This window comes from Streptomyces sp. H27-D2, assembly GCF_035828615.1.
GTDB lineage: Bacteria > Actinomycetota > Actinomycetes > Streptomycetales > Streptomycetaceae > Streptomyces.
The window spans coordinates 14,886-36,305 of record NZ_JAYMZR010000077.1 but is presented as its reverse complement, the minus strand read 5'-3'; the positions used below and the strand labels follow the sequence as shown (position 1 = coordinate 36,305).

The window sequence follows — 21,420 nt, the reverse complement described above, 5'->3', positions numbered from 1 at the left end:
GGTCACCGTCTCCATGCGCCGGCGCTCGCGCGCCGACGACGGCGGCGGCGCGGGCAGCGCCACCGCGGCCTGACCCGCTCCACCCGCAGCTCCACACCCCACACCCCACACCCCACACCCCACACCCCACACCCCACACCCCACACCCCACACCCCGCCCACGACCCCACGCCCGTAAATGACTCTGCTCCGTCCCGCTGGGGCGGAGCAGAGTCATGGTCGAAGCGCGCTGAACGGCGGGGCCCGCAGGGCGCGCGGCGGCGCCGATCAAGCCACGCGCCTCAGGCCACCCGGCCCAGGCCGCGCCGATCAGCCCGCGCCGGTCAGGCCGCGCTGCTCAGGCCAGCGGCCCGGTCACCGACTCGACGGCCTCGACGAGCTGGCCGCCCCGTACGAACGCGTCCGCCGCGGCCAGGTCCGGGGCCAGGAATCGGTCCCCGCCCGGCCCCTCGACGCCCGCCGCGCGGACCGCCTTGAGCACCGCCTGGGTGGCCGGCGCCGGGGTCAGCCCCTCGCGCAGCTCGATCGCGCGCGTCGCCGCGTACAGCTCGACGGCGATGATCCGGGTCAGGTTGTCGATCGCGGTCCGCAGCTTGCGCGCCGCCGACCAGCCCATCGAGACGTGGTCCTCCTGCATCGCGGAGGACGGGATCGAGTCGACGGACGCCGGCACCGCGAGCCGCTTGAGCTCGCTGACCAGGGCCGCCTGCGTGTACTGAGCGATCATCAGGCCGGAGTCCACGCCCGGGTCGCCGGCCAGGAAGGCGGGCAGGCCGTGCGAGCGGTTCTTGTCGAGCAGCCGGTCCGTACGGCGTTCGGCGATCGACCCGAGGTCCGCGGCGGCGATGGCCAGGAAGTCCAGGACATACGCGACCGGGGCGCCGTGGAAGTTGCCGTTGGACTCGACCCGGCCGTCGGGCAGCACCACCGGGTTGTCGACGGCGGCGGCCAGTTCGCGGTCGGCGACGAGCCGGGCGTGCGAGAGGGTGTCCCGGCCGGCGCCCGCGACCTGCGGGGCGCAGCGGATCGAGTACGCGTCCTGGACGCGCGGCGCGTCGTCCTGGTGGTGTCCGGTGAGGCCGGAACCGGCGAGGACCCGCACCATGTTGGCGGCGCTGGCGGCCTGGCCCGGGTGCGGGCGGATGGCGTGCAGCTCGGGGGCGAGCACCCCGGAGACGCCGAGCAGCGCCTCCATCGACAGTGCGGCGGTGATGTCGGCGGCGGTGAACAGCCGCGCCATGTCGCCGCAGGCCATGACCAGCATGCCGAGCATGCCGTCAGTGCCGTTCAGGAGCGCCAGGCCCTCCTTCTCGCGCAGTTCGACCGGCTCGATGCCGTGCTCGGCGAGCAGTTCGCCGGCGGGCCGCACGATCCCGTCGGGGCCTTCCGCGTCGCCCTCGCCCATCAGCGTCAGCGCGCAGTGCGAGAGCGGCGCGAGGTCGCCGGAACAGCCGAGCGAGCCGTACTCGTGCACGACGGGGGTGATCCCGGCGTTGAGCACGTCCGCCATGGTCTGTACGACCAGCGGGCGCACCCCGGTGCGGCCGGAGGCGACGGTCTTGAGCCGCAGGAACATCAGCGCGCGGACGACTTCCCGCTCGACGTGCGGGCCCATGCCGGCGGCGTGCGAGCGGACGATGTTGCGCTGCAACTGCGCCCGCAGTTCGGGGCTGATGTGCCGGGTGGCCAGCGCGCCGAAGCCGGTGGAGACGCCGTAGACGGGCTCGGGCTTGGCGGCGAGCGCCTCGATGACTTCACGGGACTCGGCCACGGCCACGAGCGCCTCGGGCGCCAACTCGATCCGCGCCGCGCCGCGGGCTACCGCGAGCACATCCTCAGCGGTTGTCCCGGACGACCCCAGCACCACAGTTTGCATATCCATATTCAGGCACCCTAGAGAGTGAATCGCGAACTGTCACCATCCCGGCCCGCCGCCGCCCGAGCCCCAGCCCGCCCCCGCCGCCGTCGCCGCCCGTCTCAGGACCCCCGCCCCCGTCGCCGCCCGCCCTCAGGACCCCCGCCCGCGGAAGCGGCGGCGCTCCCTCGGGGCGTCCGTGCGGTCCGGCGGGGAGTCGACCAGGGTGACGACCGGGTCGTCCGGGCCCTCGCGGCCCGCCACGACCGGCTTGACCGCCAGCGCGGCCTTCGCGCGGTACTGGGCGGCGTCCGCCAGCCGGAAGAGGCGGCGCGCGGAGCGCACCGGCCCGATCGGGTCGCCGGTCGAGGCGACGCCGCAGGCGACCCCCTCGCCGAGTTCCAGTTCCGCCGCCCTGCGGCAGAGTTCGCCCGCGACCCGCACCACCTCGTCCGCCGGAGGGCCGACGGCCAGCAGGCAGAACTCGTCGCCGCCGAGCCGCGCCGCGAGCGCGCCGGGCAGTATCGCGCCGCAGATCGACAGCACCGAGCCGAACCGCTCCAGCAGCCGGTCGCCGACCGCGTGCCCCAGCGAGTCGTTGACCCGCTTGAGGCCGTTGAGGTCACACACCACCAGGCTCACCACGACGCCGTCCGCCCGGTGCCGCTCGACCGCCTCGTCCAGCCGCGTGTCGACGGCGCGGCGGTTGGCCAGGCCGGTCAGCGGGTCGGTGAAGGCGAGCCTGCGGGCCTCCTCCAGCCGTTCGGTCTGCGCGATTCCGGCGGCGATGACCGCCGCTATGACGGTCGCGAAATCCGCGTCCGCCCGCCCGAAGACCGGGACGCCCACCGACCGCGCGACGTACAGCTCACCCCAGGCCCGCCCGTGCAGCACGATCGGCGCGACCACGCAGCAGCCCCGCCCGCGCCGGCGCAGCGCGGCGACCCGCTGATGGCAGTACGCGCCCCGGCCGCCGCTCAGCTCCCGGCCGGGCCCCTCGGCGGTCTCCACCCAGGCGTTCGGCTCGCCGCCGCCCGCCCACCGCTCATGGAGGAATTCCGCGATCTCCGGGAAGTCGTTCACCGGATAGGACTCGTCCTCCGGGAATTCCCGCTCGCCCGGCGCGAGGTCGCCCACGTTGACGAGCACCCGCAGCCGCCCCAGGCCCCGCTCCCAGGCGGAGATCGCCGCGAACGAACCCCCTATGGCGGTCCGCGCGCCTTCGGCGGCGGCGCGCACGGAGTCGCGTGGGGTGGTCGCCGCGGCCATGGCCTGTGCCAATGCCACTACGGCGCTCAACCGCGCGTCGCTGTCGCCTGCCACCGGACCCTCACATTCCGTCACCGTATGCGCAGTACGGTTACGCTGCGCATGCCTTAGCTTAGGAACGTTTGCCCGATAAGGCACGATTTGCCCTTCCGGCCGAGATCGTGATGGTTGATCGGCGCCGGCCGGTGGACGGGTGTCCTCAATCGCCGGACGGGCTGAATTCAGCCCGTTCGGGGCACCTCCCGGCCGAAGGCTGGGGGAAGGCTGGGGGAAGGCTGAATTCAGCCGTTGGGGGCACCTCCCCGCTGAAGCTGAGGAGATTGAGGACGGCGCGGCCGAAGGCACGATCGGCGAGCACGGGCCGCTGTCCTTAACGGCGAGGCGCGGCCCCCGCTACGGCGAAGACCGGCGGCCGGAAGCGGCGAACCGTCGGCGGGTGCGGCCCCGCGCCCCCTACTCCCCCGGCCAGTCCGGCGTCCGCTTCTCGTTGAAGGCCGCCACGCCCTCCGCCCGGTCCCCCGAGAAGGCCACCGAACGCCAGGCGGCGTCCTCGACCTCCAGGCCGGCTCGCAGGTCCAGGCCGTGGCCCAGTCGCAGCGCCCGCTTGGCGGCCCGCAGCCCGACCGGTGAGTTCGCGGCGATCCGGGCGGCCAGCTCCAGCGCCGCCGTGCGGTCCTCGCCCTCCGCCGCCAGCTGATCGACGAGCCCCAGCTCCCGCGCCTCCCCGGCCGGCACCCGGCGCGCGGTGAACACCAGCTCGGCGGCGCGCGCCGCGCCCACCCGGCGCGGCAGCAACTGCGTACCGCCGCCGCCGGGGATCACCCCCACCGAGACCTCCGGCAGCCCCACGACGGCCGTCGCGTCGGCCACGATCAGGTCGCACGCGAGGGCCAGCTCGAAGCCGCCGCCCAGCGCGAAGCCGTGCACGGCGGCGATCGTGGGCATCGGCAGCTCCAGCACCCCGGTGTACGCCGCCCGCGCCTTCGGCCGCTGCCGCATCAGCTCGGCGTCGGTGAAGGAGTTGCGCTCCTTGAGGTCCGCGCCGACGCAGAAGGCCCGCTCGTGCGTGGACGTGAGCACCACGACCCGCACCGACGCGTCGGCCGCCAGCGTCTCGCACGCCTCGGCCAGGCACCGCGCCATCTCCGTCGAGACGGCGTTCATCGCCTTGGGCCGGTCCAGCACCAGTTCGGCGACATGCCCGTGCCGCCGTACGGCGATCCACTCTCCGAAACGCTGCTCAACCACGTGATCGGCCCTCCCGGTAACGCCCGTAAACCCCTGTCGGGAGGGATCATCGCAGCCGCGCGCCGCGCTCGAAAGGGACAGTCGGCGCGAGGACGCAGGCAGCGGCGGCAGCGGGCGGGCGGCGCCGCCCCCGCGTTCCCCGCTATCCCCTGCGGGTCAGCAGCCAGGGCTCGACGACGCCGAGCCCGCGCACCGGCCGCTGCCACATCGGCTGCAACGCGAACCGGTAGGCCGGCGGCGTCTCGCCGCTCTCCTCGGCCTGCTTCCGCGCGGCGGCGGCGTCGGCCTCCGAGACCGGCGCGTCCCCGGTGCGGCCCAGTTCCTCCGCGAAGGCCTCGTCCACCAGCACGGTGTCCTTCGGCGCTATCGAGGTCAGCCGACTGGCCAGGTTCACCGTCGTGCCGAAGACGTCGCCCATCCGGGTCGTCACCGTGCCGAACGCGAGGCCCACCCGCAGTTCGGGCATCGTCTCGTCGTTGGTCATGGTCTCGATCAGCCGCAGGCCGATCTCGGCGGCGACCGCCGGGTCGTCGGCCGCGTACAGCACCTCGTCGCCCAGCGTCTTGATGAGCCGGCCGCCGTGCGCGGCGACCAGGTCGGCGGCCGTGGTCTCGAAGGCCTCGACGAGTTCGCCGAGCTCCTCCTCCTCCAGCCGCCGCGTCAGCCGGGTGAAGCCGACGAGGTCGGCGAAGCCGACGGCGAGCCGCCGGTCGACCATCTCCGCGTCGTCCTGGCTCTGCACGACCCGCCCGGTAGCCGCCGCGAGCTGCCGCCGCCAGACGTAGACGAGGAACTCCTCCAGCTCCGGGAGCAGCAGCTCGACCAGCGGATACGTGACCTCGGTGCGGGTCATGCCCGGCTCCGGCGGGTCGGTGAGACCTTCCAGGAACGAGTCGATCTGCCAGTCCGCGAGCCGGGCGGTGGTCTGTCCGGTGGAGCGGGCGACCTGCACCGCCATGGCCTCGCTGAGCAGCCCGGCCTCGACCAGACCGGCCAGCCGGCGCAACGCCAGCACGTCGGCCTCGGTCAGCGCCTTGGCCTGGCCGATGTCCGCGAAGCCCATCGCCCGCCAGAAACGGGAGGCGAGGTCCATCGAGACCCCCGCGCTCCGGGCCGCCTGGAACGGCGTGTACTGCCGCTCGGAGCCCAGGATCAGCGCTTCGAGCCGGATCGCGATGGTGTCCTCGGCGTCGCCGCCGTCCTCCGCGCCGGGGCGGGCGCCGGGAGCGCCGGGCGACTGCCCGCCCGCCCGGCCGGGACCCGCGCCGTTGGCCTCGGGCTCCGGGCGCGTCGCCGCGCCCGTTCCGGCGGCGGTGCCCCGCCGGGGGTCGGGCCCCGGCCCGGGGGCGGGGGCTGGCCGCGCGTCGGAGCTGTGCCCTGGATTCTGCCCTGGGTACTGCTCGGAGCTGCGCCCTGAGCTGTGCTCCGAGTTCTGCCCTGGGTTCCGCTCGGAGCTCTGCCCTGAGCTGTGCTCCGCGGTCCGCCCTGGGTTCCGCTCGGAGCTCTGCCCTGAGCTCTGCCCGAAGTTCCGTTCGGAGCTCTGCCCCGCGCCGGACCTCGTATTCCCGTCGGACCCCGCGTCGGAGCCCCCGTCGTCGACGGTCACCGCCCGCCCCCTGTCAGATCCCCGCGCACTGCCCTTCCGATCACTCTCGCCACTTCCCGCACACGGCCCGCTCGCCACTCGGGACGGACCGCCCCAACGATACGGCAGGTGTGCCGTAGCTCACTCTCCCCTCTCGGCGGGGCGCAGGTGGACGATGTCACCCGCCGCCACCGGCTGCTGCATTCCGCTGGCCGTCGCCATCACCAGCCGCCCGTCCCGGTCGATCGCGACGGCCTCGCCCGCCACCTCACGGCCTCCGGGCAGTTCAGCGCGCACCGAGCGGCCGAGGGTCGCGCACGCCGAGGTGTACGCCTCCTGGAGACCGCAGGCCCGCGGGTCGCCGTCGGCCTCGCGCCAGTCCGCGTACCACTGCTCCACCGATCGGAGTACGGCCCGCAGCAGCGGATCGCGGTCGGCGGCGGCGGCGCCCGCCAGCGCGAGCGACCCGGCGGCGGGCACGGGCAGCTCGTCGGCCTTGAGCGAGACGTTGAGCCCGATGCCGACGACGACCCCGTCGCCGGACCGCTCGGCGAGGATGCCGCCGATCTTGCGCTCCTCGCCGTCGACCTCTGCCAGCAGGTCGTTGGGCCACTTGAGGCTGACCTCCACCCCGGCGGCCCTGGTCAGCGCGCCGGCGGCGGCCACGCCCGCGAGCAGCGGCAGCCAGCCCCAGCGCTCGGCCGGCACCCCCTCGCCCGGCTTGAGGAGGACGGAGAAGAACAGCCCGGAGCGGGGCGGCGCGGACCAGCGCCGGTCGAGCCGGCCGCGCCCGGCCGTCTGCTCCTCGGCGATCAGCACGGCGCCCTCGCCGACACTGCCGCCTTCCCCCGCGCCCTCGTCCGTGCGCTTGGCGGAGGCGTCGGCAGCCCGCGCGACCAGGTCCGTATTGGTCGAGCCGGTGGCGGCCACCACGTCGAGGACGGTCCACAGCCCGCCGGGACGGATCAGCGCGCGGCGCAGCGCGCCCGCGTTGAGCGGCGGCCGCTCCAAGTCGGACCAGGGATTGTCCGCGCTATCGGGATTATCTTGATGACCCGGGCCCGGGATATCGGCATTGCCGGATTCGCCGGGATCCTCGCTGTTACCGCAGTCACCGGAGTTGCCGGAGTTGTCAGGCGTCGAAGGCGTCATACGGGCCAGCGTAGGAGCCCGCGAGTGTGGCCAACGCCGCACTGCCGCTGAGCAGCCACGCCGATACGCTACGGGTTGGTAGCCGACCGATTGAAACAGGCAGACGATCAGGAGCCCCATCCCGATGGCCGATCCGGAATTCGACATCCACACGACCGCGGGGAAGCTCGCGGATCTGCAGCGGCGCATCGACGAGGCGACGCACGCAGGGTCCGAGCGTGCGGTCGAAAAGCAGCACGCCAAGGGCAAGTTGACCGCTCGCGAGCGGGTGCACCTGCTGCTGGACGAGGGGTCGTTCGTCGAGCTGGACGAGTTGGCGCGGCATCGTTCGACCAACTTCGGCATCGAGAAGAACCGCCCGTACGGCGACGGTGTGGTCACCGGCTACGGGACGGTCGACGGCCGCCCGGTCTGCCTCTACTCGCAGGACTTCACAGTCTTCGGCGGCGCGCTCGGCGAGGTGTACGGCGAGAAGATCGTCAAGGCCATGGACTTCGCGATGAAGACCGGCTGTCCGATCATCGGCATCAACGACGGCGGCGGCGCCCGCATCCAGGAGGGCGTCGCGGCGCTCGGCCTGTTCGCGGAGATCTTCCGCCGCAATGTGCACGCCTCCGGCGTGATCCCGCAGATCTCGCTGATCGTCGGCCCGTGCGCGGGCGGCGCGGTCTACTCCCCCGCGATCACCGACTTCACCGTGATGGTCGATCAGACCTCGCACATGTTCATCACCGGCCCAGACGTCATCAAGACCGTGACCGGCGAGGACGTCGGCTTCGAGGAGCTGGGCGGCGCCCGTACGCACAACACCACCTCCGGCGTCGCGCACCACATGGCGGGCGACGAGAAGGACGCGATCGAGTACGTCAAGGCGCTGCTCTCCTACCTCCCGTCCAACAACCTCAGCGAGGCCCCGGCCTTCCCCGAGGAAGCGGACCTGGAGACCTCGGACGAGGACCGCGAGCTGGACACGCTGATCCCGGACTCGGCGAACCAGCCGTACGACATGCACAAGGTCATCGAGCACGTCCTGGACGACGGTGAGTTCCTGGAGACCCAGAGCCTGTTCGCGCCGAACATCGTCACCGGCTTCGGCCGGGTCGAGGGCCGCCCGGTGGGCGTCGTCGCGAACCAGCCGATGCAGTTCGCGGGCTGCCTGGACATCGACGCCTCGGAGAAGGCCGCGCGCTTCGTGCGGACCTGCGACGCCTTCAACGTCCCGGTTCTCACCTTCGTGGACGTGCCGGGCTTCCTGCCCGGCGTGGACCAGGAGTACGGCGGCATCATCCGGCGCGGCGCCAAGCTGATCTACGCCTACGCGGAGGCCACCGTCCCGCTGATCACGGTGATCACCCGCAAGGCGTTCGGCGGCGCGTACGACGTCATGGGCTCCAAGCACCTGGGCGCGGACCTCAACGTCGCCTGGCCGACCGCGCAGATCGCGGTGATGGGCGCGCAGGGCGCGGTCAACATCCTGCACCGCCGCGCGATCGCCGCGGCCGAGACCCCGGAGCAGGCCGAGGAGCTGCGCCAACAGCTCATGACCGACTACGAGGACCACCTGCTCAACCCGTACGTCGCGGCCGAGCGCGGCTACGTCGACGCGGTGATCATGCCGTCCGAGACCCGCCGCCACATCGTGCGCGGGCTGCGCACCCTGCGGGACAAGCGCGAGTCGCTGCCGCCGAAGAAGCACGGCAACATCCCCCTCTAGGAAGGATCTTGGCCATGATCAAGGTCGTACGGGGCAACCCGACCCCGGAGGAGCTGGCCGCCGCACTCGCGGTTGTTCAAGCCCGCGCGGCGGCCGGCGAAACAGCCGCGACCGCCCCGCGGACGCCGGACGAGTGGGCCGACCCGGCCCGCACCGTCACCCGCCATCGGCTGCCGCACCCCGGTCCGCGGGCCTGGCGCAGCACGTACTGGCCGGCCTGACCGGCTCGGTGGGGCGGGCCATTCCGCCCCACCGGACTCAAGGGCCCCAGTGGCCCCATGGATGAGGCGGAGGTAGTCCTTCCGCACGGTGGCGCCTGAGTACCCGTACTCAGGCGCCACAGCCGTACCCGGCGCAGGATCGAAGACATGTTGTGGTCCGATCCCCCCGACGATCCTCCTGAGGAGCTCCAGGAGGCCCAAGCCATGCTCCGGCGGGTATGGGTCGTGATCGCGATCGCGATGGTCGTGTTGATGTTCGTGCTGGGGATCGGCATGCTCTGACCGGCTCGGCGCTCACCCCGCACTGGTCACCTCGTACCGCCACCCCGTACCGCTCACCTCGTAGCGCCCGCCCAGTACCCTCGCGGGCATGACCGCACAGCACCCCGGCACCACGTCCAGCACCGAATCCAGTACCGCTTCCGGCACGGATTCCGGCCCCGGCACCGCCCGCCGCTCCCTCGTTCTCGCCTCCGCCTCGCCCGCCCGGCTGGGGCTGCTCCGGCAGGCCGGCCTCGCGCCCGAGGTCATCGTGAGCGGGGTCGACGAGGACGCCGTCAGCGCCCCGACGCCCGGCGAACTGGCCCGCGTGCTGGCCGAGGCCAAGGCCGCGGCGGTGGCCGGGCTGCCCGCGGCGGCCGGTGCGCTCGTGATCGGCTGCGACTCCGTGCTGGAGCTGGACGGACAGGCACTCGGCAAGCCGACCGACGCCGAGGACGCCACCAGCCGCTGGAAGGCCATGCGCGGGCGCTCCGGGGTCCTCCGGACCGGCCACTGCGTGATCGACACCGCGGCGGGCCGTACGGTCTCCGCGACGGCCTCCACCACGGTCCGCTTCGGCGAGCCGAATGACGCCGAGGTCGCCGCCTATGTGGCTTCCGGCGAGCCGCTGCACGTCGCGGGCGCGTTCACGCTCGACGGCCGCTCGGCGCCCTTCATCGACGGCATCGACGGCGACCCGGGCAATGTGATCGGGCTGTCACTGCCGCTGCTGCGCACGCTGCTGGCCGAGCTGGACGTGTCGATCACTGATCTGTGGGTCTGAACCGATCTGCGGGTCTGAACCGTCTGTGAGTCTGTGGGGTCGGGTCGGGCAGCCGACCCCTTTCATCGGTCACACCTGTTCGTTCATATCGTTCATACCTCTTCAGTCACGCCGCGACTGTGGCGTAGCGGTCGGGACCAGCCGGCGGCCGACGACGTAGGCGGGGGCGTACTCAAGGGTCTCCAGCAGGCAGCGCACTCCGGCGCGCACCCCCGCGCCGTGCGCCGCCAGCGGTCGGCTCTCCTCGCCGCGCACCAGGGCGTACAGATGCGTCCGCTCGTGCTCGTCCAGCTTCAGCACCCGCGCGACCGCGTCCAGCACTTCGGCGGAGGCGCTGCCGCCGCGGCCCTGCTCCAGGCGTACGTAATAGTCGATGCTGACCCCGGAGAGCTGGGCCAGTTCCTCGCGGCGCAGGCCGGGCACCCGGCGGCGTCCAGTGAATCCGGTGGCCTTCGCGAGCCCGGCTTCCTCCGGGCTCATCCGCGCCCGCCGCGACCGAGGAATTCGCGCAGTTCATCCCGCCGGTCCATCATTCTCACTTTCGGTACCCCGATAGCGCCCGCGCGTCACGCCGCCCGACCAGCGTACGTTCCCCGCCCGGCCGGGCCCGTATCCGAGCATTTCCGGCAGGCCGGAATGCGGCGAACGCAATTCCAGGGCGTACGGCTGCGTATTCGGCTACGTATTCGGCGACGTATGCGCGGAGCGGAACCAGCCCGAAAGGCCGGCCCGGGGTCACCGGGGCCGAATCGCCGGCCCGAACCCCTGTGCTGCCGAACCCCCGGCCCGAATCAGCCCGTTCAGGCCGTGACCGGCCCGCCGTTCGCGCCCTTGTCCGGGCCCGCGCCCGGCGGCTCGGGCGCGCCGCCCCCGCCGTCGCGCCGCGCGTCCTCGACCCTGGGCTCATGGACGGGCTCGTAGACCACCAGGCTGAGCACGATGAGCGCCAGCACGAGCATCATGAAGATGAAGGCGGTCCAGCCGACCAGCCCGACGGTGAAGGCGCCGAGCAGCCCGTGCACCACCGCGCAGGTGATCAGCACGATGCGGGAGAACCGGCCGGGCGCGCGGTCGCGCAGGCCGCAGCGCAGCAGTACGACGCCGCAGAAGAGCAGATAGAGACCGAAGACGCCGCCCGCGACCCAGGAGCCGACGGCCATCGCGTCGGGGTCGAGGTCCGCGAGGGACATCTGCTGCCGGTCCACGGCGAGGCCGAGGAACCAGTTGATCAGCGCGATGCCGATCGCTTCCAGGATCAGCACGATCCCGGCCACCAAGGCCACCGGCCTGCGTGCCACCCCGCCCACCAACTTTCCGTGCCCGTGCCGACTGTTACCGCGAGTGTTACCGCGAGCGCTCCGGCGTTACCGCAAGTACGCCAGGCATTGCGCACGCTACTAACGGGTAATGCCCCTGACAAGGGGTTCGGCACGGGGCGCGTACGGCGGCTCGTACCGACCGGTGGGCCCGGCAAAGTTTCGGGCCCCCGTTCGTAGGGACCCGACAAAGAAACGTCACCCAACGACTCTCGGCAGTACAGAGACCTTGCCCACATACGGGCTCCACCAACGCTCCGCAAAACCCGGCGTACCGTGGTGCGGCAGGGGTCCTGGGCCCCGCCACAGCATCCGTATAACGCTCCGTGTGGGCAAGCTCACCCCCGGCTGCATCTCGGCGTGCAGTGTTGCCAGTACCTAAACTCACGTTGTTTCAAGGAGGGAGCCATCGTGCGCAAGGTGCTCATCGCCAACCGTGGCGAAATCGCTGTCCGCGTTGCCCGTGCCTGCCGGGATGCCGGGATCGCGAGCGTAGCCGTCTACGCCGAACCGGACCGGGACGCTCTGCACGTCCGCGCGGCCGACGAGGCATACGCGTTGGGTGGTGACACCCCGGCCACCAGTTACCTGGACATGGCCAAAGTCCTCAAGGCCGCCGCCGACTCCGGCGCCGACGCGATCCACCCCGGCTACGGATTCCTGTCCGAGAACGCCGACTTCGCGCAGGCCGTCGGCGACGCGGGCCTGACCTGGATCGGCCCGCCGCCGCAGGCCATCCGCGACCTCGGCGACAAGGTCGCCGCCCGGCACATCGCCCAACGCGCCGGCGCCCCGCAGGTCGCCGGCACCCCCGACCCGGTCACCGGCCCCGACGAGGTCCTCGACTTCGCCCGCGCCCACGGCCTGCCGGTCGCGATCAAGGCGGCCTTCGGCGGCGGCGGACGCGGCCTCAAGGTCGCCCGCACCCTTGAGGAGATCCCGGAGCTCTACGACTCCGCCGTCCGCGAGGCCGTCGCGGCCTTCGGCCGCGGCGAGTGCTTCGTCGAGCGCTACCTCGACCAGCCGCGGCACGTCGAGACCCAATGTCTGGCCGACACCCACGGCAACGTCGTGGTCGTCTCCACCCGCGACTGCTCACTGCAGCGCCGGCACCAGAAACTCGTCGAGGAAGCCCCCGCGCCCTTCCTGACCCCCGCGCAGAACGAGGAGCTCTACCGCTCCTCGAAGGCGATCCTGCGCGAAGCGGGCTACGTGGGCGCGGGCACCGTCGAATTCCTCGTCGGCACCGACGGCACCATCTCCTTCCTGGAGGTCAACACCCGCCTCCAGGTCGAGCACCCCGTCACCGAAGAAGTCGCCGGCATCGACCTGGTCCGCGAGATGTTCCGCATCGCCGACGGCGAGGCGCTCGGCTACGACGACCCGCCGCTGCGCGGCCACTCCATCGAGTTCCGCATCAACGGTGAAGACCCCGGCCGCGGCTTTCTGCCCGCCCCGGGCACCGTCACCCGCTTCGACACCCCCAGCGGGCCGGGCGTGCGCCTGGACGCCGGCGTCGAAGCCGGCTCCGTCATCGGCCCCGCCTGGGACTCGCTGCTCGCCAAGCTCATCGTCACCGGCGCGACCCGCGAACAGGCCCTGCGCCGCGCCGCCCGCGCGCTCGCCGAGTTCCACATCGAGGGCATGGCCACCGCCATCCCGTTCCACCGCGCTGTGGTCGCCGACCCCGCCTTCGCCCCCGAGCTGACCGATTCCGACCAGCCCTTCACCATTCACACCCGCTGGATCGAAACCGAGTTCGTCAACACGATCCCGGCCTTCGCGGGAGTCGGCGCGGACGACGACGGGACCGGGGCGGGCACCCGCGAGACGCTCGTCGTCGAGGTGGGCGGCAAGCGCCTGGAGGTCTCCCTCCCCGCGTCGCTGGGCATGCTGTCGGCCGCGTCGGCCGGCGGCGGCGCCAAGAAGCCCAAGCGCAGCGCGTCCAAGAAGACGGGCTCGGCGGCTTCCGGCGACACCCTGGCCTCGCCGATGCAGGGCACCATCGTGAAGATCGCGGTGGAGGAGGGCCAGGAAGTCAAGGAAGGCGATCTGGTCGTCGTCCTCGAAGCGATGAAGATGGAGCAGCCGCTGAACGCGCACCGCTCGGGCACCGTCAAGGGCCTGACGGCCGAGGTCGGCTCCTCGGTCACCAGCGGCGCGGTCATCTGCGAGATCAAGGACTGACGCCCCCAGGGGCCGTACGGCTCCCCGCGGGCCGCACAGGTCCGTACAGGCCCCTCCAGGGGGCCCTGTGGGCACACAGCAGCGCGACGCCCCCCCGCGTTCGCCACCCCGGCGCGCGGCGCCCCGTCCGCGCTGGGGCTCGCGCGCCGCAGCGCGGGCGCCCCCGCCGTACCCCGCCGCGACCGCCACCGCCCCGCGCAAAACAGCCCCCGATCGCGCAATGGCATCCTTGACTCACGGGCAGCTCGACAACGGCCGGGCCCAACGGGCCGGGCGGTGCGCGCGGGCAGTGCGCGGAGTCAGCCGGCCCGCGCGGCCACGGGCAGCCGGCCCGCGCGGGCGGTACGGGCACGCAGCAGGGAGGACCGGCGATGACGACCGATACGGCGGACACACCCGTACGACCGATGCGGGCCGACGCGCGCCGCAACTACGGGCGGCTGCTGGTCGAGGCCCGTACGGCCTTCACCGAACACGGCGCCGACGTGTCCCTCGAAGACATCGCCCGCCGCGCGGGCGTCGGCATCGGGACGCTCTACCGGCACTTCCCCAACCGGACCGCGCTGATGGGCGCGGTGTTCCAGCGCGAGGTGGACGGGCTGCTGGCCCGCTCCCGGGAGCTGCTGGACGCCCCGCAGCCGTGCTCGGCGCTCGTCGCCTGGCTGCGGGCCATCATCGCCCACGCGAGTACGTACCGCGGGCTGGCCCAGGCCCTGATGGCGGCCTCCTGCGACGACAGCTCGGAGCTGTCGCGATGCAGCGTGCCGATGCGGGCCGCGGGCAGCACACTGCTCGTACGCGCCCAGGAGGCCGGTGCGGTGCGGGCCGACGTCGACATCGGCGATCTGATGCAGCTCACCAACGCGATCGCACTGGCCGTGGAACAGACACCGGACGACCCCGAGTTGGCCGACCGGCTGCTGATGCTCACCCTCACCGGCCTCACAGCGGGCCGGGAGGGGACCGACTGCCCCTGACGCCCTGCCCCTGGCGTCACCAGGGCCGCTCAACGCCACCCGGAGGGGGCGGCGCGCAGCGTCGGCAGGGGGCGCGAAATGTCAGCGGCGGCTCAGCGACGGCGCGGGGCGAGGTCCGCGACGCGCCCCGGTGTTCCCTGCTGTTGCTGCTCCGCGAGCGAGGAAGCGCTGCGCAGCTGGGCGCCGCCCGGCCCCGGCGGGTGGTTACGGCGCTGGCCCGGCAGCGGGACGCCTTCCTCGCCGGTACGCCGTCCGGACGGGCCGAGCCGGGACTGCCGCCCCCGGCCGCCGCCCTCACCCGTGGACGACCCCGGCGCGCTGGCCACCGTGACCTGCACGCCTTGGTCGGCGAGGGCCTGCAGCTCGGTCGCGGCGCGGTCGTCGTGCGGCGGCGGCTCGTCGGTCACCAGGCGGGTGATGACGTCGGTCGGCACCGTCTGGAACATCGTGTCGGCGCCGAGCTTGGTGTGGTCGGCGAGGACCACCACCTCGCCCGCGGCCTGCACCAGCGCCCGGTCGACGCTGGCCGAGAGCATGTTGGAGGTGGACAGGCCGCGCTCCGCGGTCAGCCCGCTGCCCGAGAGGAAGGCGCGGGAGACCCGCAGCCCTTGCAGCGACTGCTCCGCGCCGCTGCCGACCAGCGCATAATTGCTGCCGCGCAGCGTGCCGCCGGTCATCACGACCTCGACCCGGTTGGCATGGGCCAACGCCTGCGCTACCAGAAGGGAGTTGGTGACCACGGTCAGACCGGGGACGCGCGCCAGCCGGCGGGCCAGCTCCTGCGTCGTCGTACCGGCGCCGACCACCACGGCCTCGCCCTCTTCGACGAGGTCGGCGGCGAGGTCGGCGATGGCCGTCTTCTCCGCGGTCGCTAGATGGGATTTCTGCGGGAAACCGGACTCTCTGGTGAAACCACCCGGCAGTACCGCACCGCCGTGCCGGCGGTCGAGCAGTCCTTCTGCCTCAAGAGCGCGTACGTCCCGACGGACGGTCACTTCTGAGGTCTGGACGACGCGGGCGAGCTCTCGGAGCGAAACCGCTCCGTTCGCGCGCACCATTTCGAGGATCAATTGGCGACGTTCTGCAGCGAACACGAAACCGACAGTAACGCCAACGACCGTCCGTTTTCAGCAGCTTGCAGCAAATAGCGGAAGTTGCCAGTATCCGGACCCTGAAGGTGGTATAGGTACTTTCCGCCTGCGGTTACGCCTGCGGTGCCGCCTCGGCCTGGGTCTTCCGGGTGTGCAGCTGGCGTGCCACTTCGGCGATCGAACCCGACAGCGACGGGTACACCGTGAACGCGTTCGCGATCTGTTCGACTGTCAGATTGTTGTCGACCGCGATCGAAATCGGGTGGATGAGCTCACTCGCCCGCGGCGCGACGACCACGCCGCCCACCACGATGCCGGTGCCCGGACGGCAGAACAGCTTCACGAAGCCGTCCCTGATGCCCTGCATCTTCGCGCGCGGGTTGCGCAGCAGCGGCAGCTTGACGACGCGCGCGTCGATCTTCCCGCCGTCGACGTCCGACTGGCTGTAGCCGACGGTCGCGATCTCCGGGTCGGTGAAGATGTTCGACGAGACGGCCTTCAGGTTGAGCGGCGCCACCGCGTCGCCCAGGAAGTGGTACATCGCGATCCGGCCCTGCATCGCGGCCACCGACGCCAGCGCGAAGATCCCGGTGCAGTCGCCCGCCGCGTACACGCCCGGCACGGACGTGCGCGACACCCGGTCGGTCCGTACGTGGCCCGACTCCTTGAGCTGGATCCCGGCCTCCTCCAGCCCCATGCCGGCGGTGTTCGGGATCGCGCCGACCGCCATCAGGCAGTGCGAGCCGGTGATCACGCGGCCGTCGGCCAGCGTCACCTCGACGCGCTCGCCGACGCGCTTGGCCGACGACGCCCTGGAGCGCGCCATGACGTTCATGCCGCGCCGCCGGAAGACGTCCTCCAGCACGGCGGCCGCGTCCGGGTCCTCGCCGGGCAGCACCCGGTCGCGGGAGGACACCAGGGTGACCTTCGAGCCCAGCGCCTGGTACGCCCCGGCGAACTCGGCGCCGGTCACACCGGAGCCGACCACGATGAGCTCCTCGGGGAGCTCGTCCAGGTCGTAGACCTGGGTCCAGTTGAAGATCCGCTCGCCGTCCGGCAGCGCCTCCGGGATCTCGCGCGGGTGCGCGCCGGTCGCGATCAGCACCGCGTCGGCGACCAGCGTCTCGGTCGTGCCGTCCGCAGCGCGCACCGTCACCCGGCGCGAGCCGTCAGGGCCCTGCGCGGGCTCCAGCCGGCCGCGGCCGCGCATCACGCGGGCGCCCGCCCGGGTGACCGAGGCGGTGATGTCGTGCGACTGGGCGAGCGCGAGCCGCTTCACCCGTCGGTTGACCTTGCCCAGGTCGACGCCGACCACGCGGGCGGCCTGCTCGATGTGGGGCGTGTCGTCGGCGACGATGATGCCCAGTTCCTCGTACGAGGAGTCGAAGGTCGTCATCACCTCGGCCGTCGCGATCAGAGTCTTGGACGGCACGCAGTCGGTCAGCACCGACGCACCGCCCAAGCCGTCGCAATCGACGACGGTCACCTCCGCGCCGAGCTGGGCCGCCACCAGGGCTGCCTCATATCCGCCGGGTCCGCCACCGATGATCACGATCCGAGTCACGTGCCCCATTGTCCCGCACGCACCGGCCAGCTTCCCGCCGGGGGGCTTTGTACGCGTGTTCAAGCCGCGTCCGGGTGTGGACGCGGCGGCGTTCGGCCCGCCCGCGGCCGCTTTCGGGCGGCCCCGGGGCGTTGTCCCACCGCGCGCCCGCGGCGCGGGGGCGCGGTGGGCGCGCGCTCGCCCGGAGAGCGCCCCGTGCCCGCGCCGCATACGCCTTCCCCTGGGCGGTCCTGCCACTCCCGTACCCTCGACACCATGTCGCTCTACGCCGCGTACGCCGGCAACCTCGACGCGCGGCTGATGTCCCGCCGCGCACCGCACTCGCCGCTGCGCTCCACCGGCTGGCTCGCCGACTGGCGGCTCACGTTCGGCGGCGAGCAGATGGGCTGGGAGGGAGCCCTCGCGACCATCGTCGAGGCCCCCCGTTCCCAGGTCTTCGTCGCCCTCTACGACATCGCCCCGATGGACGAGGACTCGATGGACCGGTGGGAAGGCGTCGGCCTGGACATCTACCGCCGGATGCGGATCCGGGTGCAGACCCTGGACGGCGAGGAGGCCGCCTGGATCTACGTGCTCAACGGGTACGAGGGCGGGCTGCCCTCCGCGCGCTATCTCGGCGAGATCGCGGACGCCGCGGACTCCGCCGGAGCGCCGCACGACTACGCGATGGAACTCCGCAAGCGTCCCTGCTGACGCCGGGAACGTCCTTGCTGACGCCCGGAACGCGGACAGTCGGCCGATGCCGATCCGGCGGTCGGCGCGCCCGCGCCGCCGGCCCTACAGCGCGGGCCGCAGTGCGGTCATAGCGCGTGCCGACGCGCCCCGCACCGCCTCCGGCGCGCCCGGCCCGCACTGCGACCTGCACCCCGACCCGCACCGTGAAGACAACGATCGTGACACCGTCCGTGGACAGATCTACGCGCGTAGGCGATTACCGGTTACCCTCGTCCGCGTGAACGCATCAGCTACTCCGGACATCCTCGGCGACCCGCAGGGCGCCGCCGACACCGCCGCCGCGCGCCTGCGCGAGCTCACCGGTGCCGAGACCCACGACGTCGCCCTGGTGATGGGCTCCGGCTGGGTCCCCGCCGCAGAGGCGCTCGGCGCGCCCGAGATCGAATTCCCGGTCACCGAGCTTCCCGGCTTCCCTGCGCCGGCCGTCGCGGGCCACGCGGGCACCGTCCGCTCCTATCGGATCGGCGACAAGCGCGCGCTGGTCTTCCTGGGCCGGACCCACTACTACGAGGGCCGCGGCGTCGCGGCCGTCGCGCACGGCGTGCGCACCGCCGTCGCCGCGGGCTGCAAGACCATCGTCCTCACCAACGGCTGCGGCGGCCTCCGTCCGGGCATGCGGCCCGGTCAGCCAGTGCTGATCAGCGACCACATCAACCTGACGGCCACCTCCCCCATCGTCGGCGCGAACTTCGTCGACCTCACCGACCTCTACTCGCCTCGGCTGCGCGCCCTGTGCAAGGAGGTCGACGAGACCCTGGAGGAGGGCGTCTACGTCCAGTTCCGCGGGCCGCACTACGAGACGCCCGCCGAGATCAACATGATCCGCACGATGGGCGCCGACCTGGTCGGCATGTCCACCACCCTTGAGGCCATCGCCGCCCGCGAGGCCGGCGCCGAGGTCCTGGGCATCTCCCTGGTGACGAACCTCGCCGCGGGCATGACGGGCGAGCCCCTCAACCACGCCGAGGTCCTCCAGGCCGGCCGCGACTCCGCGACCCGGATGGGCAGCCTGCTGGCCCAGGTGCTCGGCAAGCTCTGAGCGCGGCGCGCGAAGCAGGGCGTGCAGCGCGCGAAGCACGCCGCCCGAAGCGCGATGCACGACGGCGTGCTCCAGGGCGCGCACGCCGGGCCGCACGCCGGGGCCCGGCCCAGGACGTACGCGTCCGGGGTCGGGCCCCGCGGTCGTGGGCGGGCCGGTCGTAGGGCGGGCGATCGTGGGCGGGCCGGTCGCAAGGCGGCCGCTCGTGGGCAGGCCGCTCACGGGGTAGAAGACCCCGTGAGCGCCGCCCGGCGCAGCCGCCCCAAGGCGGCGCCCGCCCGCCGGCCCGCACCGGCCGCTCCCGGTAGCGGCGTTCGGCAGCCGACATCCAGCACGCGATATCCGGAACCAGCCATTCCGCCAAGGCGGGACGCCCGCGAATGTACGGTCCAAGGGCCCGCCCCACGCTGCACCCGAGCCACCAGGTCGCCGCGCCCCCGCCGCTCCGGCAAAACCGCCCGCCCCACGTCTCCGCCCGAGCCACTCCAGGCCCAAGCGGCACGCGCACCCGCGCCGCCCGCACCCGCAGAGCAGACTGAGGAGTCGAATCGTGGATCTGATCGCACAAGCCAGAGCGTGGCTCGCCGAGGACCCGGACCCCGACACCCGTGACGAACTCGGCAAGCTGCTCGACGCGGAGGACACCGACGAGCTGAGAGAGCGCTTCGCGGGCACCCTCCAGTTCGGCACCGCCGGGCTCCGGGGCGAGCTGGGCGCGGGGCCGATGCGGATGAACCGCGCGGTCGTCATCCGGGCGGCGGCCGGTCTGGCCGCGTACCTCGAACAGCAGGGCGCGGCCGTCGGCGGCGAGGGAGCCGGCCTCGTCGTCATCGGTTACGACGCGCGCCACAAGAGCGCCGACTTCGCGCGCGACACCGCCGCGGTGATGGTCGGCGCGGGCTTCAGGGCCGCGGTGCTGCCGCGCCCGCTGCCCACCCCCGTGCTGGCCTTCGCCATACGGCACCTGGGCGCCGTCGCGGGCGTCGAGGTGACCGCGAGCCACAACCCGCCGCGCGACAACGGCTACAAGGTCTACCTGGGCGACGGCTCGCAGATCGTGCCGCCGGCCGACGCGGGCATCGCGGCGAAGATCGCGGCCGTCGCGGGCCTGGACGAGGTGCCGCGCCCGGAGAGCGGCTGGGAGGTGCTCGGCGAGGACGTCCTGGCCGCCTACCTGGCCCGTACGGACGCCGTCCTCACCCCGGGCTCCCCGCGCGACGCGCGGATCGTCTACACGCCCCTGCACGGCGTCGGCCGGGAGACCCTGACCGCCGCCTTCGAGCGCGCGGGCTTCCCCGCGCCGGTCGTAGTCGCCGAACAGGCCGAGCCGGACCCGGACTTCCCCACCGTGGCCTTCCCCAACCCGGAGGAGCCGGGGGCCATGGACCTGGCCTTCGCCACCGCCCGCGCGGCGGAGCCGGACATCGTCATCGCCAACGACCCGGACGCGGACCGCTGCGCGGTGGCCGTCCCGGACCCGGCCCGCGAGAGCGGCTGGCGGATGCTGCGCGGCGACGAGGTCGGCGCGCTGCTGGCCGCACAGCTCGTACGCAAGCAGCGGGCGCATGAACGGGACCAGCGGGTTCAGCCGGGCCGCCAGGACCAACCGGACCAGGGAACCTTCGCAACGACGATCGTCTCCTCCTCGCTGCTCTCCCGGATCGCCGCCGCCGCGGGCGCCCCGTACGAGGAGACGCTCACCGGCTTCAAGTGGCTGGCCCGGGTGGACGGCCTGCGCTACGCCTACGAGGAGGCGCTCGGCTACTGCGTCGACCCGGCCGGGGTCCGCGACAAGGACGGCATCACCGCCGCACTGCTCGTCGCCGAGCTGACCGCCGAACTGAAGCGGGACGGCCGCACGCTGACCGACCTGCTCGATGAGCTGGCGGTCGAGCACGGCCTGCACGCGACCGACCAGCTCTCCGCCCGCGTCGAGGACCTGTCCCTGATCGCGTCGGCGATGAAGCGGCTGCGCGACCACCCGCCGACGGCGCTCGCCGGACTGGCCGTCGCGTCCGCCGAGGACCTCGCCGAGGGTACGGAGGCGCTGCCGCCCACCGACGGGCTGCGCTATCAGCTCGGCGGCGACGGACGGGACGGCGGAGTCGGATCGGCCCGCGTGATCGTCCGCCCGAGCGGCACCGAGCCCAAGATCAAGTGCTATCTGGAGGTCGTCGTCCCGGTCGCCTCGCCGGACGCCCTCGCCGGAGCCCGCGAGACAGCCTCGGCCACGCTGGCCGCGATCAAGACCGACCTGGCGGCGGCAGCGGGCATCTGACCGGACTTCAGCACTCGCACAACGAGGGCCCCCGCTCCGCGACGATCGGCGATCGACATCCGATCCGACCGATCCGGCCGCGAAACGGGGGCCCTCGTCATACGAAACAGCTCGTATGCGAAACCGAGTGCTCAGTTCTCGTCA

18 protein-coding genes are annotated in these 21,420 nt (G+C 72.9%); 9 read left to right on the top strand and 9 right to left on the bottom strand.

From position 1 onward, the window contains the following. Positions 1-337: 337 nt before the first annotated feature. From hutH to QMK28_RS25435, 5 genes are all read right to left on the bottom strand, one after another. Positions 338-1,876: a histidine ammonia-lyase gene (hutH, locus tag QMK28_RS25455; RefSeq protein ID WP_326441923.1), complete on the bottom strand. Its 1,539-nt coding sequence runs from the start codon at positions 1,874-1,876 to the stop codon at positions 338-340. Positions 1,877-2,008: 132 nt separating this feature from the next. Beyond that, positions 2,009-3,124: a GGDEF domain-containing protein gene (locus QMK28_RS25450; protein ID WP_326441922.1), complete on the bottom strand. Its 1,116-nt coding sequence runs from the start codon at positions 3,122-3,124 to the stop codon at positions 2,009-2,011. A 453-nt stretch (positions 3,125-3,577) separates the two neighbouring features. Further along, the gene (locus tag QMK28_RS25445) at positions 3,578-4,372 is read right to left on the bottom strand and encodes an enoyl-CoA hydratase/isomerase family protein (protein WP_326441917.1); all 795 of its coding nucleotides are present in this window, start codon (positions 4,370-4,372) and stop codon (positions 3,578-3,580) included. A gap of 142 nt (positions 4,373-4,514) precedes the next feature. Beyond that, complete coding sequence (locus tag QMK28_RS25440; RefSeq protein WP_326441916.1) at positions 4,515-5,978, bottom strand: adenylate/guanylate cyclase domain-containing protein; 1,464 nt, start codon at positions 5,976-5,978, stop codon at positions 4,515-4,517. Between the two features lie 120 nt (positions 5,979-6,098). Then, positions 6,099-7,109, bottom strand: coding sequence for a biotin--[acetyl-CoA-carboxylase] ligase (locus tag QMK28_RS25435; RefSeq protein WP_326441915.1), 1,011 nt, complete (start codon positions 7,107-7,109; stop codon positions 6,099-6,101). A gap of 124 nt (positions 7,110-7,233) precedes the next feature. Here QMK28_RS25435 and QMK28_RS25430 point away from each other — a divergent pair, with 124 nt between their 5' ends. From QMK28_RS25430 to QMK28_RS25415, 4 genes are all read left to right on the top strand, one after another. Then, positions 7,234-8,823 (top strand): acyl-CoA carboxylase subunit beta, encoded by a 1,590-nt coding sequence (locus tag QMK28_RS25430; protein ID WP_326441914.1) that lies wholly within the window; start codon positions 7,234-7,236, stop codon positions 8,821-8,823. Between the two features lie 14 nt (positions 8,824-8,837). Further along, on the top strand, positions 8,838-9,044 hold the full coding sequence (locus QMK28_RS25425; protein WP_326441921.1) for an acyl-CoA carboxylase subunit epsilon: 207 nt from the start codon (positions 8,838-8,840) through the stop codon (positions 9,042-9,044). Positions 9,045-9,191: 147 nt separating this feature from the next. Beyond that, positions 9,192-9,326, top strand: a complete 135-nt coding sequence (gene mmpB, locus QMK28_RS25420; RefSeq protein WP_326441913.1) for a morphogenic membrane protein MmpB — start codon at positions 9,192-9,194, stop codon at positions 9,324-9,326. An 88-nt stretch (positions 9,327-9,414) separates the two neighbouring features. Further along, a complete protein-coding gene (locus QMK28_RS25415; RefSeq protein WP_326441912.1) occupies positions 9,415-10,089 on the top strand; it encodes a nucleoside triphosphate pyrophosphatase in 675 nt (224 codons plus the stop codon). Between the two features lie 102 nt (positions 10,090-10,191). On the opposite strand, the gene QMK28_RS25410 is transcribed toward QMK28_RS25415, so the two are convergent. Both QMK28_RS25410 and QMK28_RS25405 read right to left on the bottom strand, forming a co-directional pair. Then, positions 10,192-10,569: a helix-turn-helix domain-containing protein gene (locus QMK28_RS25410; protein ID WP_326441911.1), complete on the bottom strand. Its 378-nt coding sequence runs from the start codon at positions 10,567-10,569 to the stop codon at positions 10,192-10,194. A gap of 320 nt (positions 10,570-10,889) precedes the next feature. Continuing rightward, on the bottom strand, positions 10,890-11,396 hold the full coding sequence (locus QMK28_RS25405) for a hypothetical protein (protein ID WP_443050817.1): 507 nt from the start codon (positions 11,394-11,396) through the stop codon (positions 10,890-10,892). A gap of 420 nt (positions 11,397-11,816) precedes the next feature. Here QMK28_RS25405 and QMK28_RS25400 point away from each other — a divergent pair, with 420 nt between their 5' ends. Together QMK28_RS25400 and QMK28_RS25395 are read left to right on the top strand one after the other, a co-directional pair. Then, complete coding sequence (locus tag QMK28_RS25400) at positions 11,817-13,592, top strand: acetyl/propionyl/methylcrotonyl-CoA carboxylase subunit alpha (protein WP_326441909.1); 1,776 nt, start codon at positions 11,817-11,819, stop codon at positions 13,590-13,592. Between the two features lie 407 nt (positions 13,593-13,999). Beyond that, positions 14,000-14,569, top strand: coding sequence for a TetR/AcrR family transcriptional regulator (locus QMK28_RS25395; protein ID WP_443050820.1), 570 nt, complete (start codon positions 14,000-14,002; stop codon positions 14,567-14,569). A gap of 92 nt (positions 14,570-14,661) precedes the next feature. Here the strand turns inward: QMK28_RS25395 and QMK28_RS25390 are convergent, their stop codons facing one another. Together QMK28_RS25390 and QMK28_RS25385 are read right to left on the bottom strand one after the other, a co-directional pair. Next, the gene (locus QMK28_RS25390) at positions 14,662-15,627 is read right to left on the bottom strand and encodes a DeoR/GlpR family DNA-binding transcription regulator (RefSeq protein ID WP_443050819.1); all 966 of its coding nucleotides are present in this window, start codon (positions 15,625-15,627) and stop codon (positions 14,662-14,664) included. Positions 15,628-15,772: 145 nt separating this feature from the next. Then, positions 15,773-17,233, bottom strand: a complete 1,461-nt coding sequence (locus tag QMK28_RS25385) for an NAD(P)H-quinone dehydrogenase (RefSeq protein ID WP_326441906.1) — start codon at positions 17,231-17,233, stop codon at positions 15,773-15,775. Between the two features lie 246 nt (positions 17,234-17,479). Between QMK28_RS25385 and QMK28_RS25380 the strand changes: the two genes are divergently transcribed. The 3 genes from QMK28_RS25380 (at position 17,480) to QMK28_RS25370 (ending at position 21,276) form a co-directional block, all read left to right on the top strand. Next, positions 17,480-17,917 (top strand): gamma-glutamylcyclotransferase, encoded by a 438-nt coding sequence (locus QMK28_RS25380; RefSeq protein ID WP_326441905.1) that lies wholly within the window; start codon positions 17,480-17,482, stop codon positions 17,915-17,917. 259 nt (positions 17,918-18,176) lie between these two features. Further along, positions 18,177-18,998 (top strand): purine-nucleoside phosphorylase, encoded by an 822-nt coding sequence (locus tag QMK28_RS25375; protein ID WP_326441904.1) that lies wholly within the window; start codon positions 18,177-18,179, stop codon positions 18,996-18,998. A 550-nt stretch (positions 18,999-19,548) separates the two neighbouring features. Then, on the top strand, positions 19,549-21,276 hold the full coding sequence (locus QMK28_RS25370; RefSeq protein ID WP_326441903.1) for a phospho-sugar mutase: 1,728 nt from the start codon (positions 19,549-19,551) through the stop codon (positions 21,274-21,276). The last annotated feature ends 144 nt before the right edge of the window (positions 21,277-21,420 follow it).